The sequence below is a fragment of the Stenotrophomonas sp. YJH_SMC_105-26 genome, from assembly GCF_059368915.1.
In genome coordinates this window covers 36,293-52,499 of the sequence record NZ_JCAFSD010000006.1, presented here as the reverse complement: position 1 = coordinate 52,499, position 16,207 = coordinate 36,293, and the positions used below count along the sequence as shown (strand labels likewise).

Sequence of the window (16,207 nt, the reverse complement as noted above, 5' to 3'; positions counted from 1 at the left end):
AGGCGACCATGTTCAAGCTGATCATTGAAACAGCGGTGCGCCACCGCTGGCTGGTGGTGTTCATGGCCGCGCTGATCGCCGCGGTGGGCCTGTTCCAGCTGGGCAAGCTGCCGATCGACGCGGTGCCGGACATCACCAACCGTCAGGTACAGATCAACACGGTGGCACCGGCGCTGACACCGGAGCAGATCGAGCGGCAGGTGACCTATCCGCTGGAAACCGCGCTGGCCGGCATCCCCGGCCTGACCACCACGCGTTCGCTGTCGCGCAATGGTTTCTCGCAGGTCACCGCGATCTTCACCGATGCCACCGACATCTACTTCGCCCGCCAGCAGGTGGCCGAACGCATGCGCGAGGCATCGGAAGACCTGCCCGATGGTGCATCACCGATGCTGTCGCCGGTCACCACCGGCCTTGGCGAGGTGCTGATGTGGACGGTGGACTTCACCGCGTTCGATCCGGCCAAACTGGCCAAACCCGATGAAGCGGGCTGGCAGGCCGGCGAGGTCTACCGCACACCGGAAGGCAACCTGCTGCGTACGCCCGAAGAACGTGCGACCTACCTGCGCACCGTGCAGGACTGGATCATCGCGCCGCAGATGCGTTCCAGCCCGGGGCTGGCCGGCGTCGATACGGTTGGCGGCTACGTCAAGGAATACGGCGTGCATCCGGACAGCGCCAGACTGGCCGCGCATGGCCTCGGCCTGGCCGACCTGGTCACTGCCCTGCAGCGTTCCAACGTGCAGGCCGGTGCCGGCTTCGTACAGCGTGCCGGCGAGGGCCTGGTGGTACGTGCCGACGGCCTGGCGCTGACCACCGACGACCTGGCACAGGCCCCGGTGGCGACCCGCAATGGCGTGGTGGTACGCGTAGCCGATGTGGCCACGGTGGAACTGAGCCGCGCGCCGCGGCTGGGTGCGGCCAGCCGCAACGGCCATGAAGCCGTGCTGGGCACCGCGCTGATGATTGCCGGTGGCAACAGCCGCACCGTGGCCCAGGCAGCGGCCGCGCGCCTGGAACAGGTAAACAAGTCACTGCCGGCCGACATCGTGGCGGCACCGGTGCTGGACCGCAGCGTGCTGGTCAATTCCACCATCAAGACCGTCGCCAGGAACCTCACCGAGGGCGCGCTGCTGGTGGTGGTGGTGCTGTTCCTGCTGCTGGGCAACCTGCGTGCGGCAACGATCACCGCGCTGGTGATTCCGCTGTCGTTCCTGTTCGCAGTGATCGGCATGAACCGCTTCGGCATCAGTGGCAACCTGATGAGCCTGGGTGCGCTGGACTTCGGCATCCTGGTGGACGGTGCGGTGATCGTGGTCGAGTCGACACTGCTGATGCTGGGCCAGCGCCGCGCCGAACTGGGCCGCGCGCTGACCGCGATGGAACGCCTGCGCGTAGCCGCCGATTCGGCCATTAAGATGGCGCGCCCTGCGGCCTTCGGCCAGCTGATCATCCTGCTGGTGTTCGCGCCGATCCTCACGCTGGAGGGCGTGGAGGGCAAGACGTTCCACCCGATGGCGGCCACGTTCATGCTGGCCCTGGTCGGTGCCTTCCTGTTTTCCTTCACCTTCGTGCCGGCGATGGCCGCGCTGCTGGTGCGCGAGCCCAAGGTGAAGGACGGCGATGCGCACGCGGACGACGGCGAGCACGAAACCAGGCTGATCCGCGTGCTGCGTGCGCGCATCGAACCGGTGGTGCGCAAGGCCGTGGCGCACCCGCGCACGGTGCTGGCCGGTGCGGTGATGATGGTGGTGGTGGGCATCGGCGCGTTCTCGCTGCTGGGCCGCGAGTTCATGCCGACCCTGGATGAAGGCAACGTGGCGATGCAGGCCCTGCGCGTGCCATCGACCTCGCTGGAGCAGTCACTGGCAATGCAGCTGGCGCTGGAAAAGGCGATTGCCAAGCAGCCGGAAGTGGAAACCGTGTTCTCGCGCACCGGTACCGCCGAGGCGGCGATCGACCCGATGCCGACCAACATTTCCGACAGCGTGATCGTGTTGAAGCCACGCAAGGACTGGCCCGATCCGACGCTGGCCAAGGACGCACTGGTGGCGCGCTTCGAGAAACTGGCCGGGCAGCAGCTGGGCAACAGCTTCGAGTTCAGCCAGCCGATCGAGCTGCGCTTCAACGAACTGATTTCCGGCGTGCGTACCGACCTGGCCGTAATGATCTTCGGTGATGACTTCAGCCAGCTGCAGAAGGTGGCCGACCAGGTGGCGTTGAAGCTGCGTGCGGTGGATGGCGCGGCCGACGTGCGGGTAGAACAGATCTCCGGCCTGCCCACGCTCAACGTGGCGATCGACCACGTGGCGGCGGCACAGTACGGGTTGAGCGCTGCAGATGTGAGTGATGCGCTGTCCACCGGCATCGGCGGTACCACGGCCGGCAAGATCTTCGAAGGCGACCGCCGCTTCAACGTGGTGGTGCGCCTGGACGATGCCTCGCGCAACGATCCGGACCAGCTGGCCTCGCTGCCGATCGCCACGCCATCGGGGCTCGTGATTCCGTTGTCGTCGGTGGCGCGCATTACCGTGAGCGAAGGGCCGAACCAGATCAGCCGCAACAACGGCAGCCGCCGCGTGGTGGTGCAGGCCAACGTGCGCGGTCGCGATCTGGGCGGCTTCGTCGGCGAGGCGCAGGCCGCGGTGGCCGACGTGGCGCTGCCGCCGGGCGCCTACCTGACCTGGGGCGGTCAGTTCGAGAACCTGCAGCGCGCGGAGAAGCGGTTGGCAACCGTGGTGCCGGTGGTGTTCCTGCTGATCGGCAGCCTGCTGTTCATGGCCCTGCGCAGCGGCAAGGAAGCCATTCTGGTGTTCAGCTGCGTGCCGTTGGCGCTGGTCGGTGGCATCCTCGCGCTGCTGCTGCGAGGCATGCCATTCTCGGTATCGGCGGCAGTTGGCTTCATCGCCGTCTCCGGCGTGGCCACGTTGAACGGCCTGGTGCTGATGCAGGCGATCCGCGAACGCCTGGATGCCGGCGACCTGCCGCTGCAGGCGGCGATCAACGGTGCCTCGAGCCGCATCCGCGCGGTGCTGACCACGGCGCTGGTGGCGATCGTCGGCTTCATCCCGATGGCGATTGCCAGCGGTTCCGGTGCGGAGGTGCAGAAGCCGCTGGCCACGGTGGTGATCGGTGGCCTGATCACCGCCACCGTGCTGACCCTGCTGGTGCTGCCGACCTTCGCAGCACGGGTGGCCAAGCCGCGGCCGGTGGGGTGAGGCGAGAGGGGGTCGGAGCCCTTTCCACAGGAAAGGGATCCGACCCCGTGACCGGGTCGGGTTGCCGGCCAGCGGCCGGCACTACCCTTGCACGGTCAGGCCTTCTTGCGCTCGGCGATGTAGGCCTGGATCTGCTGTTCCAGCACCGGCAGCGGCACCGAGCCCTGCTTGAGCAGGGTGTCGTGGAAGCCCTTGATGTCGAACTTGTCGCCCAGCTCCTTCTCGGCCTGCGCACGCAGGCGCACGATGGCGATCTCGCCCAGCTTGTAGCTCAGCGCCTGGCCAGGCCAGGAGATGTAGCGGTCCACCTCGGTGGTCACTTCATGCTCGCTCAGCGCGGTGTGGTCACGCAGGTAGGCCAACGCCTGCTCGCGGGTCCAGCCCTTGCTGTGCACGCCGGTGTCGATCACCAGGCGCGCGGCACGCCACATCTCGTAGGTCAGGCGGCCGAAGTCCTCGTACGGGGTTTCGTAGATGCCCATCTCCACGCCCAGTTTCTCGCAGTACAGCGCCCAGCCTTCGCCATAGGCGGAGATGTAGGCGTTGCGGCGGAACTCCGGCAGGTTCTTCTGCTCGGCGGCGATCGCGCCCTGCAGCGAGTGGCCCGGATCGGATTCATGCAGGGTCAGCGCCGGCAGGTTGTACAGCGGGCGCGACGGCAGGTTGTAGGTGTTGAGCCAGTAGGTGCCCATGCCACCGCGGCCGGCCGTCCAGAACGGTGCGATGTCCGGCGGCACCGGCACGATGGTGAAGCGCGCGCGCGGCAACGTCATGTACTTGCCCAGCTGGCCATCCGCCCGCTTGGAGATCCACGCGGCACGCGACAGCAGCTCTTCCGGTGTCTTTGCATAGAACTGCGGATCGGTACGCAGGAAGGTCAGGAACTCGGCAAAGCTGCCCTTGAACTTCACCTGCTTGATGATGTCGTTCATTTCCTTCTGGATGCGCGCGACCTCATCCAGGCCGATGCGGTGGATCTCGTCCGGCGACAGGTCCAGCGTGGTGTACTCGTGGATCTGCTGCCGGTAGTACGCCTTGCCATCGGGCATCGCTTCGGCGGCCAGGGTGGTACGCGCCTGCGGCACGTACTCGTTGACGAAGAAGGTGCGCAGCTGCTGGAACGCCGGCACCACCTTGCCGCTGATTGCTTCGCGCGCCTGCGCCTGCAGCCTGGCCTGCTCGGCGGCCGGGATGGTGGTGGGCAGCTTCTTGAACGGCGCGTACAGCGGCGACTCGGTCGGGTCCTTCAGCTCGGCGACGGTGGCGATGGACACTTCGCGGCCATCGAGCACCGCGCGCGGCACGCTGAAACCACGCTTCAAGCCGGCGCGCATGTTCTCGGTCTGCTGGCCGAAGTAGCGCGGTACATCATTCAGGCGTGCGATGTAGTTCTGGTAGTCCTGCACGGTCTTCATCTCGCGCCGGGCCATGAAGGACAGGTTGGACCAGAACGAGGAATCGGCGTTGAACGGCATCTCGTAGCCGCGCAGGCGCGTCTCTTCGGCCAGGTTGAACACCTGGTCGTGGTAGATCGCGTAGTTGACCTGGTTGTCGGCCGACAGGGTCTTCGGGTCGATCTTCTTCAGCGCGGCCAGGGTCTCATCCCACACCTTCAGGCGCGCCTGCTGCGCGGCCGGGCCGACGTCGGGCATGCGGGTGGCGTTGGCCGGGGCGTCCTCGTCCTCGCTGGCCTCGCCACCGCCCTGCTGGCGCCACTTCCATTCCTTCTCGTACAGCGCGCGGAAGGCGGCGTCGGCGGGCGATTCAGTGGCCACGCCGGACGGTGCGGCGGTGGCGGGCGGCGCGGCCAGGGCCACGGCAGGGGCGGACAGGGCGATCAGCAGGGCAACGGCAAGACGGGTTTTCACGAGCACAGGTTCCCGGGAAGGCAGACCCCGATCATGGCACCCCCCATCGCCCGTGGCATGGGACGAAGGTCCTGCCTGCGCAGCAGACCGGGGCCCCGGTAGCCAGGTACGCAGTAGACCCACGTCATGCGTGGATGCGCCGCGGATCCGGACGGGGTGATCCGGACGGGGTCAGAGCCCTTTCCCATGAAAAGGGATCCGACCCCCGGGGCCTCAGTGGCTGGCCTTGTCGCGCTTCCAGCCGCGGTGCTTGATGTCCAGGTGCAGGCTGTACAGCGCGGTGAACGCCGGGAACAGGTTCTGCAGCACGCCCACCGAGTCCTGCTTGGCCGAGAACAGGAAGTAGCTCAGCGTCATCAGGCTGCCGAGCACGCTCATGTACCAGAACAGGCGCGGGATCACCGGCTTGCCGGCGCGCTTGGACGCGACGAACTGGACCAGCCAGCGGCCGCCGAACATCAGCGCGCCGGTATAGCCGATCAGCTTCCAGCCGGTCACGTGCAGGCCGGTCCAGTACAGCCAGGTCAGCGGCTGGTCGAGCCAATGCAGCTCCAGATCCATCAGCGCTCCTCCACCGCGGTGCGCTTGCTGCGGGTGATCAGCCAGGCCACGCCACGCAGGTCGCGGATGCCGACCAGCGCGCGGCCGAGGTTGTTGTACTTGGACACGCCAGCGGTACGGTGGCGGTGGTTGACCGGCACGCTGGTGGTCTTCCAGCCGGCGCGCTGCATCAGCGCCGGCAGGTAGCGGTGCATGTGGTCGAAGTACGGCAGGTCGAGGAACGCGCTGCGTTCGAACAGCTTGATGCCGCAGCCGGTATCGGGCGTATCGTCGCGCAGCATGCGTGCACGGATGGCGTTGGCCCATTTGCTGGCCCAGCGCTTGCTGCCGCTGTCCTGGCGGTTGACGCGCCAGCCGGCGAACAGCTTCACCTGCGCCTCGGCGGCGTCGCGTGCGGCGAGCAGCTTGGGGATATCGGCCGGATCGTTCTGGCCATCGCCATCCAGGGTCGCGATCCACGGCGCGCGGGCGTGCTTGACGCCGGTGCGCACCGCGGTGCTCTGCCCGCTCTGGTTCACATGGTGCAGCACGCGCAGTTCCGGGGTGGTCGCCTTCAGTCCCTGCAGCACCGCCAGGGTGTCATCGCGCGAGTGATCGTCGATGTAGACGATTTCGAACGGCAGCCGGCCACGCAGCGCGGCGGTGATTTCGGCGACCAGCGGGGCGACATTGTCGCGCTCGTTGAATACCGGGACGACAACGGAAAGCTCGGGTTGGCTCATAAGGCACTCGGCCAAAGGGGGGACAAAGACCGCGCATTCTCCGCTGCCGAGGTTATCCGAAGATGAACCCCGCGGCGTGAGGATCCATCCTCAGGCGCGATCGCCAAAATACTCGCGGCACCACTGCACCACAGGCGGCAGGCCTTCTTCGATCGGGGTCACCGCATCGAAGCCGAAAGCGTCATGTGCGCGCCGGGTATCGGCCATCGTGCGCACCATGTCGCCGGGCTGCATGGGCTTGTACACCTTCTGCGCGGGGCGGCCGGCGGCCTGCTCGATCACGCTGATGAAGCGCTCCAGCTCGACCGGCGTATGGTTGCCGAGGTTGAACACCCGGTGCGGCACCGGGCCGTCGGCCGGGTGCGCGAGGGCGCCGAGGATACCGGACACAATGTCGGAGACATGTGTGAAATCGCGCTGCATGCGGCCTTCGTTGAACACGTCGATCGGCCGCCCGGCCAGCACCGCGCGGGAGAACAGCAGCGGTGCCATGTCCGGCCGGCCCCACGGGCCATACACGGTGAAGAAGCGCAGGCCGGTGGCATGCAGGCCGTACAGCTGCGCGTAGGTGTAGGCCATCAGCTCATTGGCCGCCTTGGTCGCCGCGTACAGCGAACGCGGCTGGTCTACGCGCTGGTCCTCGGAGAACGGCGGCGTGGCCGAATCGCCGTAGACCGAGCTGCTGGAGGCATACACCAGGTGCTGCACGCCGCGGTGGCGGCACAGTTCGAGCATGTTGACGAAGCCGACCAGGTTGCTGTCGACGTAGGCGTGCGGGTTTTCCAGCGAATAGCGCACGCCGGCCTGGGCGGCCAGATGGATCACCGCCGTCGGCTGCACTTCATCGAACAGCGCAGCCAGGCCCTCGCGGTCGGTCAGGTCCAGCGCGCGCAGGTCCAGCGACGGGCACAGCGCGGCCACGCGGTCGCGCTTGATCTGCGGGTCGTAGTAATCGTTGAAGTTGTCCAGGCCGACCACGGCCTGGCCGGCCTCCAGCAGTGCGCGGGCGGTGTAGGCACCGATGAAGCCGGCAGCGCCGGTGAGCAGGATGGTCATGGCAGGGGCCTGGAAACGAAGTTCAGGCCCCTGATGTTACCGGTCTCAGAACAAACCGAAACGCTTCTTCGCCACGTTGGTGCGGCCGGGTTCGATTACATCCTGGATCTTCTTCGCGTCGAAGCGGTCGAGCAGCGCCTCGGCGCCCTTCCTCAGCTTCAGGTCCATCTCTTCGGGGTACAGCGGGACCAGGCTCATGAAGCTGATGGTCTTGCCGTCGTCCAGTTCCAGCGTGGCAAAGTCCTCCGGGGTGGTTACCGGCGGCAGCACGATGGCGCCGTCGAAGCCCACGCCCGGCGCATAGGGCTCGCTGGGATGGCCGTTGGGAATGGTGTGGCCGAAGCCCAGCCAGGTGTCGTACTCGTGCGGCAACCGCGCCATGCCCTTCAGCAGGCGCACCGGCCAGTAATTGCGCTCGTCCTCGAAGGCGTCCTGGGAGATGGGCCAGTCCGCCGGCAGGGTCACCATCAGTTCCATGTAGCGCGGCACGTCCGCGTCCACCTCGGCGGGCACGGTCATCGGCAGGTCGCTCATGCCGGAGGTGACCAGGCGCAGGTAAGGGCAGTGGTCATTGGCCGGCACCACGTGCACGTCGATGTGCACCAGGTCGGAGATGATCTCGTGGAAGACACCGGACACCGGGCCCAGATGGCGTTCGAGGTGGGCGCTGATCGCCTCGATGTGGCGTTCTTCGCCGGTGGCGAGCACGAAGTCCTTTTCGCGGCGATGTACCAGTATCTGGGTGCCGTCCGGGCTGACGTCCTCGTATTCGTTGCTCATGTCCTGCTCCCTGGATGAGGCCACGGACCGGAAGGGAGTGCATTCCCTCGGCGCGCGCGGCGGTACGTTCCCTGTCATTGGCGGGACACGGCAGGAACGGGCCGCGCCCCTGTCACTGCGCCGGGCTCAGCCCTGGCGCGTGCGCAGCTTTTCCAGCACGCCGTCCAGGGTATCCAGGTCGGTGTAGTGGATGATCAGCTTGCCCTTGCCACCGCGGCCATGATTGATCGCCACCTTGGCGCCCAATGCTTCGGACAGTTCGGTCTCCAGCGAGGCGATATCAGCCTGCTGCACCTTCGGCGTGGCCGCCGGGCGGTTGCTCGGCACCTTGCCGGCGGCGAAGGCCTGCGCACGGCGCTCGACCTCGCGCACCGACCAGCCTTCATCGGCTGCTTCCTGGGCCAGCTTGCCGGCCAGCTCGGGAGCCAGGGTCAGCAGCGCGCGGGCGTGGCCCATTTCCAGGCGGCGGGTTTCCAGCAGCAGGCGGATCGCCACCGGCAGCTCCAGCAGGCGCAGCAGGTTGGACACCGCCGCGCGCGAGCGGCCGACGGCCTCGGCGGCCTCGGCATGGGTCAGGGTGAACTCGCTGATCAGGCGCTGCAGCGCCTCGGCTTCTTCCAGCGGGTTGAGGTCTTCGCGCTGGATGTTCTCGATCAGCGCCATCGCGATGACGGTGCGGTCTTCCAGCTCGCGCACCACCACCGGCACTTCGTCCAGGCCGGCCAGCTGCGATGCGCGCCAACGGCGTTCACCGGCGACGATTTCGTAGTTGCCTGCCGGCAGCTGGCGCACCAGGATCGGCTGGATCACGCCCTGCGACTTGATCGAGTCGGCCAACTCGGACAGCTTGCCCTCGTCCATCTCGCGGCGCGGCTGGTACTTGCCCGGCTGCAGCTGGCCGACCGGCAACTTGCGCAGCACTTCACCCGGCAGCGGCTCGATCACCGCGGTGGTGGCCTGCACCTGGCTGACCGCGCCTTTCGGGCCCAACAGCGCATCCAGGCCACGGCCGAGGCCTCGCTTCTTGGCTGCCGGCTTGCTGCTGGTCATCAGACGATCTCCACGGCCTTGCCGGCCTTGTTGCGTTCGTTGTTGCGGCGGATGATCTCGCCGGCCAGGCCCAGGTAGGCCACGCCACCGCGCGAGGCGCGGTCGTAGCCGACGATGCTCTGGCCATGGCTGGGTGCCTCGGCCAGGCGCACGTTGCGCGGCACGATGGTGCGGAACACGCGGTCGCCGAAGTGCTCGGTGAGCTCGGCCGACACTGCGTTGGCCAGGTTGTTGCGCACGTCGAACATGGTGCGCAGCACACCTTCGATCTCCAGCGCCGGGTTCAGGCTGGTGCGCAGCGCTTCGATGGTTTCCACCAGCGCGCTCAGGCCTTCCAGCGCGTAGTACTCGCACTGCATCGGCACGATCACCGAGTCGGCGGCGGCCAGCGCGTTGAGCGTCAGCAGCGACAGCGCCGGCGGGCAGTCGATCAGGATGTAGTCGTACTCGTCGCGGATCGGCGCCAGCGCGCGCTTCAGGCGCTGCTCGCGCTCGCTCTGGCCCATCAGCTGGATCTCGGCGGCGGTCAGGTCGATATTGCCGGGCAGCAGGTCGTAACCCTCGGCAGTCTGCACGCGTACATCGGCAGCGCTGTTCTCGCCGAGCAGCAGGTCACAGGTGGAGGCGGCCAGCTCGCGTTTGTCCACGCCACTGCCCATGGTCGCGTTGCCCTGCGAATCCAGGTCGACCAACAGCACGCGCTTGGGTGCGTTGGCCAGGGAAGCGGCCAGGTTGACGGCGGTCGTGGTCTTGCCGACGCCACCCTTCTGGTTGGCGATGGCGATGATGCGGGCCATGCGGGTGTGCCTCGTCGACGTGTGCTGGGACCGGTCATTATGCGTACAACCGGCCCCTTGCGGAAATCGTGGATCGCCAACCCGTTGTTCCACAAGGGGCTGGCGGCGGGAATCAGGGGCCTGTAACAGTGACCAGGTGGCGTTCGCCGGCCAGGCCGGGCACGCTCAACGGGGTCACCTCACGCACCTGCCAGCCCGCCGGCAGGTCCGCGATCTCCTCATGCGGGTAGACGCCCTTCATGGCCAGCAGTACGCCGCCGGGGCGCAGCAGGTGGCCACCGACGCGGACGATGCCGGCCAGGGTGTCCATCGCGCGCGCGGTCAGCTGGTCGTAGCGGCCGGCCTCGTCCAGCGCCTCGGCGCGCGACTCGGCCACGCGGGCGTTGCCCAGGCCGAGCTGGCGCACGGCTTCGCGCATGAAGCGCGCCTTCTTGCCGTTGCTCTCGACCAGGGTGACCTGCAGGCCCGGGCAGGCGATCGCCAGCGGGATGCCGGGCAGCCCGGGGCCGGTGCCAAGGTCGGCCAGGCTGCCGTCGGCCACGAACGGCTGCATCGCCAGCGAGTCGAGCAGGTGGCGGGTGACCATCTCCTGCGGGTCGCGGATGGCGGTGAGGTTGTAGGTGCCGTTCCAGCGGTGCAGCAGGGCCAGGTAGCGCAGCAACGGCGGCGCCAGCGCGGCGTCCAGGCCCATGCTGGCCAGGCCCTGTTCCAGCGTGGCAGACACGCTGGCGGGAAGTGGGTGTTCGCTCATGCCGGCATTATCGCCGGTTTTGCGCGCCGATTCCCCGCTTCAGTGTGGATACCAGGCCAATGCGGCGCGGAACTGGCCGCTGGCCTGCCACTCGTGCAGGTGCCAGCGTGCGGCCTCGCCCAGTTCCGGGTCGCACCAGCGCAGGTGCAGGGCGCCATCGGGCCCGGGCGCCAGCTGCAGGCGGTGCAGGCCGAACGAGATGCCCTGCCCATGCGCCTTGAGGATAGCCTCCTTGACGCACCACACGCGGAAGAACCAGTGCTCGCGCCCGGCCTCATCCAGGCGTTCCAGCCAAGCCACCTCCTGCGGGTGGAAGAAGCGCCGCACGATTTCCAGCAGGCGCGGTCGCGGCCGCAGCAGCTCCAGGTCCACGCCCAGCCGCACGCCTTCGCCCAGCGCCACCAGCAGCACCTCGCCGCTGTGGCTCCAGCCGGTGCCGTAGTGGGCCAACGGGCCGCTCAGTTCCGGCCGGCCCTTGTCATCACGGACCAGCGGCAGCGTCTGCGGGTCGGCGCCCAATGCCTGCGCCAGCACCTGCCGCGCCTGCGGTTCACCACGCTGGCCCGGCACATGCGGGCGCCGCCAGACCGTCACCGGACCGAAGCGCCACGGGCCATCGAGGGTGGCTGGCAGGCTCATCCGCACACGCCCATCACGCAATTCCACGACGGGTTCACAGCCCTGCGCGTCAACTGGTCACAGTTCCCCACCGGAGGTTCGATCATGGGCATCATCATCTGGCTGATCGTCGGCGGCATCGTAGGCTGGCTGGCCAGCATCATCATGAAGCGCGATGCCCAGCAGGGCATCATCCTCAACATCGTGGTCGGCATCGTCGGCGCGCTGATTTCCGGCTGGCTGTTCGGCGGCGGCATCAACGAAGCGATCACCCTCCGCACCTTCCTGTTCTCGCTGATCGGCGCGGTGATCCTGCTGGCGATCGTCAACCTGTTCACCCGCAAGAGCATACGGTGATCTGAGGGTAGTGCCGGCCACTGGCCGGCAGATGTTCCAGAACGGGCCCGGCAATCGTCGGGCCCTGTTCGTTCAACCGATCTGCACCCAGGCCGGCGCATGGTCACTCGGGCGTTCCCAGGTGCGCGGCTCGCGGTCGATGCCCGAGGCCACCGCACTGCCCTTCAGCGCATCGGAGACCAGGGTCAGGTCGATGCGCAGGCCCAGGTTGCGGCGGAAGCCGGCGGCACGGTAGTCCCACCAGCTGAAGGTACCCGCCTCGTCGTTGTGCAGGCGGAAGCCATCGTGCAGGCCCAGCTGCAGCAGCTTGTTCAATGCGCCGCGCTCGGCGGTGGAGGTCAGGATGTGGTTGTCGTTCCACACCGCCGGGTCGTGCACGTCGCGCGCGTCCGGGGCGATGTTGAAGTCGCCCATCACGATCAGCTTCGGGTGGCGCTGCAGTTCTCCGGCGATCCAGGCATGCACCGCTTCCAGCCAGCGCAGCTTGTAGTCGTACTTGTCGGTGCCGATGTCCTGGCCATTGACCACGTACAGGTTGATCACCCGCAGGTCGCCGAACGTGCCGGCGATGACGCGCTTCTGCTCGTCCTCGAAACCGGGAATGCCGATCTGCACGTCCTGCGCCGGCTCACGCGACAGCAGCGCCACGCCGTTGTAGGTCTTCTGGCCGGCGAACACGCTGCGATAGCCTGCGGCGATCAGCGCCGAATCGGGGAACTTGTGGTCCTCCAGCTTGGTTTCCTGGATACCGACGATGTCCGGGCCGAACTCCCTGAGCCATTGCTCCAGGTGCGGCAGGCGGACATTGAGCGAATTGACGTTCCACGAGGCGATCTTCATGGGGGCATTCTACCCGGGTGGGCCACCCATGCCCGGTAGTCGCCAACCTTGGTTGGCGCCGAGGCCCCCATGTGCCAACCAAGGCTTGCACCCACCGGTAGTGCCGGCCGCTGGCCGGCAACCCCATGAACCGTCGGCAAGACCCTGCAGTTGCCAGCCAGCGGCCGGCACTACCGAAGCAGCAGCTTCAACAACCCCGCAATCCTCGAATACGGCGGCCGCAGCCGGTCGCTGGCCGCCCAGCGCGACTGCCACAGCACCGGCAGCCGCTTGCTCATCGCATCGAACCCGGCGCGGCCGTGGTACGCGCCCATGCCGCTGGCCCCTACCCCGCCAAACGGCAGGCCATCGGCGGCGAAGTGCAGCAGCGTGTCATTCACCGTAACCCCGCCGGCCACCACCTGGCCGAGAATGCGCTCCACCGCCGCGCGGTCGTGGCTGAAGGGATACAGCGCCAGCGGCCGGTCGCGGGACAGCACGTCCGCCAGCGCCGCCTCCAGGTCCGGGTAGGCCCGCACCGGAAGGATCGGGCCGAAGATCTCCTCGCGCATCAGGTCCAGGTCGTCCGGCGGGTCCAGCACCACGGTCGGCACCAGCAGGCGCTCGCGGTCGGCGCGCGCGTCATCCACCTGCGCCAACGGAATCACCGGCACCCCGCGTTGCCGCGCCTGTGCCAGATAGCCCTGCAGGCGCCGGTACTGACCTTCATTGATGATGCGGGTGTAGTCGTCGGCATCGCTGAAGTCGCCATAGCGCTCGCGCACCTGCTGCTGCAGCGCCTGTACGAATTCGCGCTGGCGAACGGTATCGATCAGCACGTAATCCGGCGCGATGCAGGTCTGGCCCGCGTTGAACCACTTGCCGGTGGCCAGCCGCGCAGCGGCTTTGTCCAGCGGGAAATCGCGACAGACAATCGCCGGCGACTTGCCGCCCAGCTCCAGTGTGACCGGTACCAGATGCTCAGCGGCGGCGGCCATCACCTTGCGGCCAACCGCCGTCGAGCCGGTGAACAGCAGATGGTCCAGCGGCAGCGACGACACCGCTACGGCCACATCCGCCCCGCCCTGCACCACCGCCACCCGATCGGGCGGTAACACGCTGGCCAGCAGATCGGCCAGGAACGCGCTGGTGCGCGGCGTGTGCTCAGACGGCTTCAGCAGCACGTGGTTGCCCGCAGCGATGGCGGTGGCCAAAGGCACCAATGCCAGCGTGACCGGGTAGTTCCACGGTGAGATCACCCCCACCACGCCGAGCGGCGTCGGCCGCAGCTGCGCGCGCGCCGGCCACAGCTTCCAGCCGGCCGATACGCGCTGCGGCTTCGACCAGCGCCGCAGGTGGCGCCGCAGGTGGTCGATGGCCGACAGCACACTCATGCCATCGGCCAGTTTCGATTCAACGTGGGCGCGATGCCCGAAGTCCTCGGCGATGGCCTGGGCCATTTCGTCCAGGCGCGGCTTCAATGCCTCGCGCAGACGGCGCAGGTCGGCTTCGCGCTGGTCGAGCGTGGGGCGCTGGGCCTGCCAGGCGCTGCGCAGGGTGTGCAGGAGGGCGGGAAGGTCTGCCGGCGTGGTGGTGGTCATGGGCCGACTATACGGGGTGCTGCGCAACGCAATGGTAGTGCCGGCCGCTGGCCGGCAAGGGCTTCATGTCCGCGGCGATTCAGGAGGTTGCCGGCCAGCGGCCGGCACTACCGGATGCGGGCCGAGTGGGCACGGCCCACAAGCAGAAAGGCCGCGGTCTGCACCGCGGCCTTTCCTTCACTGCATGGAACCCACCGGTTACTTGGTGATATCCACGTTCTTGGTTTCGCGCAGGAACAGGCCGCCGATCACCACCGACATCAGTGCGATCGCGATCGGGTACCACAGGCCGTAGTACAGGTTGCCGGTACCGGCCACCAGCGCGAACGAGATCGCCGGCAGGAAGCCACCGAACCAGCCGTTGCCGATGTGGTACGGCAGCGACATCGAGGTGTAGCGGATGCGGGTCGGGAACAGTTCGACCAGGTAGGCGGCGATCGGGCCGTAGACCATGGTCACGTACAGCACCAGCAGCCACAGCATGAAGATGGTGCCGGCGATGTTGATGCGGGCGCCATCGGCCTTGGCCGGGTAGCCGGCGGTGGTCAGGGCGGTCTTCAGTTCCGCACCGAACGCATCGGCCTTGGCCTTGCCTTCTTCCTTGGTCAGGCCGGCGGCCTCATACGAGGTGACGCTGGCGCTGCCCACGTTCACCATCGCCAGCGAACCGGCGGCGGCGGGCTGCACGTCGTACGGCACACCGGCCTTGGTCAGCGCGGCGGTGGCCACGTCGCAGGAGCTGGTGAACTTGCGCAGGCCGACCGGATCGAACTGGAACGAGCAGGTAGCCGGATCGGCCACGACCAGGGCCGGCGAGCTGCTGCGGGCTTCTTCGATGGCCGGGTTGGCGAAGTGGGTCAGGCCCTTGAAGATCGGGATGTAGGTGATGGCCGCCAGCAGGCAGCCGGCCAGGATGATCTTCTTGCGACCGATGCGGTCGGACAGCCAGCCGAAGAAGATGAAGAACGGCGTGCCCAGTGCCAGCGCAGCGGCGATCAGCAGGTAGGAGGTGGTGGCATCGACCTTCAGCATGCTGCTGAGGAAGAACAGCGCGTAGAACTGGCCGCCGTACCAGACCACCGCCTGGCCAGCCGCCGCACCGAGCAGGACCAGCAGCATCAGCTTCAGGTTGCCACCCTTCAGGCTGTCGCGGAACGGGGTCTTGGAGCCCTTGCCTTCAGCCTTCATCTGCTGGAACAGCGGCGATTCGCTCAGCTGCAGGCGGATCCATACCGAAATGCCCAGCAGCAGGATCGAGACCAGGAACGGGATGCGCCAGCCCCAGGCTTCGAAGGCCTCGTTGCCCAGCGTCATGCGGCAGGCCAGGATGATCAGTAGCGACAGGAACAGGCCGAGCGTGGCGGTGCACTGGATGAAGCTGGTGTACAGGCCGCGCTTGTCGTCCGGCGCGTGCTCGGCCACGTAGGTGGCGGCACCGCCGTACTCGCCGCCCATCGCCAGGCCCTGGGCCAGGCGCAGGATGATCAGGATCACCGGTGCGGCGAAACCGATCGAGGCGTAGTTGGGCAGCACGCCGACCAGGAAGGTCGAGATGCCCATGATCAGGATGGTGACCAGGAAGGTGTACTTGCGGCCGATGCGGTCGCCGAGGCTGCCGAAGAAGGCCGCGCCGAACGGACGCACGAAGAAGCCGGCAGCGAACGCCAGCAGGGCGAAGATCATGCCCGTGGTTTCATTGACGCCACTGAAGAACTGCTTGGCGATGATGGCCGCGAGCGAGCCGTACAGGAAGAAGTCATACCACTCGAAGACCGTGCCGAGGCTCGAGGCGAAGATGACTTTCTTGTGGCCCTTGGTCAGGGTGCCCGCCGCATGGTGCGGGCCTGGTGCAGTGCTGGACATAAGACGCTTCCCCTCCGAAGCAATCGTTGTGGGTGGGTGCCGACCGTTGGCCGGCACTCAATTCGGTAGGTGCCAACCTTGGTCGGCGCCCCATCTCGGTAGGTGCCGACCTTGGCCGGCGCCCCATCTCGGTAGGTGCCGACCTT

14 protein-coding genes are annotated in these 16,207 nt (G+C 67.5%); 2 read left to right on the top strand and 12 right to left on the bottom strand.

The window, feature by feature from the left end; all coding sequences use genetic code 11:
• The first annotated feature begins 8 nt into the window (after positions 1–8).
• On the top strand, positions 9–3,218 hold the full coding sequence (locus AC5P7F_RS14560; RefSeq protein ID WP_049442091.1) for an efflux RND transporter permease subunit: 3,210 nt from the start codon (positions 9–11) through the stop codon (positions 3,216–3,218).
• 95 nt (positions 3,219–3,313) lie between these two features.
• Here AC5P7F_RS14560 and AC5P7F_RS14555 read toward each other — a convergent pair whose 3' ends face one another.
• The 9 genes from AC5P7F_RS14555 to AC5P7F_RS14515 form a co-directional block, all read right to left on the bottom strand.
• A complete protein-coding gene (locus AC5P7F_RS14555) occupies positions 3,314–5,086 on the bottom strand; it encodes a DUF885 domain-containing protein (RefSeq protein WP_049442093.1) in 1,773 nt (590 codons plus the stop codon).
• A gap of 213 nt (positions 5,087–5,299) precedes the next feature.
• Positions 5,300–5,647 carry a lipid-A-disaccharide synthase N-terminal domain-containing protein gene (locus AC5P7F_RS14550; protein WP_014648879.1) on the bottom strand — a complete coding sequence of 116 codons (348 nt, stop codon included), beginning with the start codon at positions 5,645–5,647 and terminating at the stop codon, positions 5,300–5,302.
• Complete coding sequence (locus tag AC5P7F_RS14545) at positions 5,647–6,369, bottom strand: glycosyltransferase family 2 protein (protein WP_005420380.1); 723 nt, start codon at positions 6,367–6,369, stop codon at positions 5,647–5,649. Before AC5P7F_RS14545 ends, AC5P7F_RS14550 begins: the two co-directional genes overlap by 1 nt.
• Positions 6,370–6,459: 90 nt before the next feature.
• Positions 6,460–7,425 carry an NAD-dependent epimerase/dehydratase family protein gene (locus AC5P7F_RS14540; protein ID WP_014648881.1) on the bottom strand — a complete coding sequence of 322 codons (966 nt, stop codon included), beginning with the start codon at positions 7,423–7,425 and terminating at the stop codon, positions 6,460–6,462.
• A gap of 45 nt (positions 7,426–7,470) precedes the next feature.
• The gene (locus tag AC5P7F_RS14535) at positions 7,471–8,205 is read right to left on the bottom strand and encodes a suppressor of fused domain protein (RefSeq protein WP_049407664.1); all 735 of its coding nucleotides are present in this window, start codon (positions 8,203–8,205) and stop codon (positions 7,471–7,473) included.
• A gap of 126 nt (positions 8,206–8,331) precedes the next feature.
• On the bottom strand, positions 8,332–9,255 hold the full coding sequence (locus AC5P7F_RS14530; RefSeq protein WP_014648883.1) for a ParB/RepB/Spo0J family partition protein: 924 nt from the start codon (positions 9,253–9,255) through the stop codon (positions 8,332–8,334).
• The gene (locus AC5P7F_RS14525; RefSeq protein WP_014648884.1) at positions 9,255–10,052 is read right to left on the bottom strand and encodes a ParA family protein; all 798 of its coding nucleotides are present in this window, start codon (positions 10,050–10,052) and stop codon (positions 9,255–9,257) included. Before AC5P7F_RS14525 ends, AC5P7F_RS14530 begins: the two co-directional genes overlap by 1 nt.
• Before the next feature lie 112 nt (positions 10,053–10,164).
• Entirely contained in the window at positions 10,165–10,803 is a 639-nt protein-coding gene (gene rsmG, locus AC5P7F_RS14520; RefSeq protein WP_014648885.1) for a 16S rRNA (guanine(527)-N(7))-methyltransferase RsmG, read from the bottom strand.
• A 39-nt stretch (positions 10,804–10,842) separates the two neighbouring features.
• Positions 10,843–11,442: a 4'-phosphopantetheinyl transferase family protein gene (locus tag AC5P7F_RS14515; RefSeq protein WP_046433275.1), complete on the bottom strand. Its 600-nt coding sequence runs from the start codon at positions 11,440–11,442 to the stop codon at positions 10,843–10,845.
• Between the two features lie 84 nt (positions 11,443–11,526).
• Here AC5P7F_RS14515 and AC5P7F_RS14510 point away from each other — a divergent pair, with 84 nt between their 5' ends.
• A complete protein-coding gene (locus tag AC5P7F_RS14510) occupies positions 11,527–11,778 on the top strand; it encodes a GlsB/YeaQ/YmgE family stress response membrane protein (RefSeq protein ID WP_014648887.1) in 252 nt (83 codons plus the stop codon).
• A gap of 72 nt (positions 11,779–11,850) precedes the next feature.
• On the opposite strand, the gene xth is transcribed toward AC5P7F_RS14510, so the two are convergent.
• The 3 genes from xth to AC5P7F_RS14495 form a co-directional block, all read right to left on the bottom strand.
• A complete protein-coding gene (xth, locus tag AC5P7F_RS14505; protein WP_049407663.1) occupies positions 11,851–12,618 on the bottom strand; it encodes an exodeoxyribonuclease III in 768 nt (255 codons plus the stop codon).
• Between the two features lie 170 nt (positions 12,619–12,788).
• Positions 12,789–14,198 carry an aldehyde dehydrogenase family protein gene (locus AC5P7F_RS14500; RefSeq protein WP_164076982.1) on the bottom strand — a complete coding sequence of 470 codons (1,410 nt, stop codon included), beginning with the start codon at positions 14,196–14,198 and terminating at the stop codon, positions 12,789–12,791.
• A gap of 198 nt (positions 14,199–14,396) precedes the next feature.
• Positions 14,397–16,061, bottom strand: coding sequence for an MFS transporter (locus AC5P7F_RS14495; RefSeq protein WP_014648890.1), 1,665 nt, complete (start codon positions 16,059–16,061; stop codon positions 14,397–14,399).
• Between the last annotated feature and the right edge of the window lie 146 nt (positions 16,062–16,207).

Excerpts from the sequence above, each read along its gene's own strand:
- AC5P7F_RS14560 (WP_049442091.1), top strand. The coding sequence starts at position 9 with ATGTTCAAGCTGATCATTGAAACAGCGGTGCGCCACCGCTGGCTGGTG.
- AC5P7F_RS14550 (WP_014648879.1), bottom strand. The coding sequence starts at position 5,647 with ATGGATCTGGAGCTGCATTGGCTCGACCAGCCGCTGACCTGGCTGTAC.
- AC5P7F_RS14545 (WP_005420380.1), bottom strand. The coding sequence starts at position 6,369 with ATGAGCCAACCCGAGCTTTCCGTTGTCGTCCCGGTATTCAACGAGCGC.
- AC5P7F_RS14540 (WP_014648881.1), bottom strand. The coding sequence starts at position 7,425 with ATGACCATCCTGCTCACCGGCGCTGCCGGCTTCATCGGTGCCTACACC.
- AC5P7F_RS14535 (WP_049407664.1), bottom strand. The coding sequence starts at position 8,205 with ATGAGCAACGAATACGAGGACGTCAGCCCGGACGGCACCCAGATACTG.
- AC5P7F_RS14530 (WP_014648883.1), bottom strand. The coding sequence starts at position 9,255 with ATGACCAGCAGCAAGCCGGCAGCCAAGAAGCGAGGCCTCGGCCGTGGC.
- AC5P7F_RS14525 (WP_014648884.1), bottom strand. The coding sequence starts at position 10,052 with ATGGCCCGCATCATCGCCATCGCCAACCAGAAGGGTGGCGTCGGCAAG.
- rsmG (WP_014648885.1), bottom strand. The coding sequence starts at position 10,803 with ATGAGCGAACACCCACTTCCCGCCAGCGTGTCTGCCACGCTGGAACAG.
- AC5P7F_RS14515 (WP_046433275.1), bottom strand. The coding sequence starts at position 11,442 with ATGAGCCTGCCAGCCACCCTCGATGGCCCGTGGCGCTTCGGTCCGGTG.
- AC5P7F_RS14510 (WP_014648887.1), top strand. The coding sequence starts at position 11,527 with ATGGGCATCATCATCTGGCTGATCGTCGGCGGCATCGTAGGCTGGCTG.
- xth (WP_049407663.1), bottom strand. The coding sequence starts at position 12,618 with ATGAAGATCGCCTCGTGGAACGTCAATTCGCTCAATGTCCGCCTGCCG.
- AC5P7F_RS14500 (WP_164076982.1), bottom strand. The coding sequence starts at position 14,198 with ATGACCACCACCACGCCGGCAGACCTTCCCGCCCTCCTGCACACCCTG.
- AC5P7F_RS14495 (WP_014648890.1), bottom strand. The coding sequence starts at position 16,061 with ATGTCCAGCACTGCACCAGGCCCGCACCATGCGGCGGGCACCCTGACC.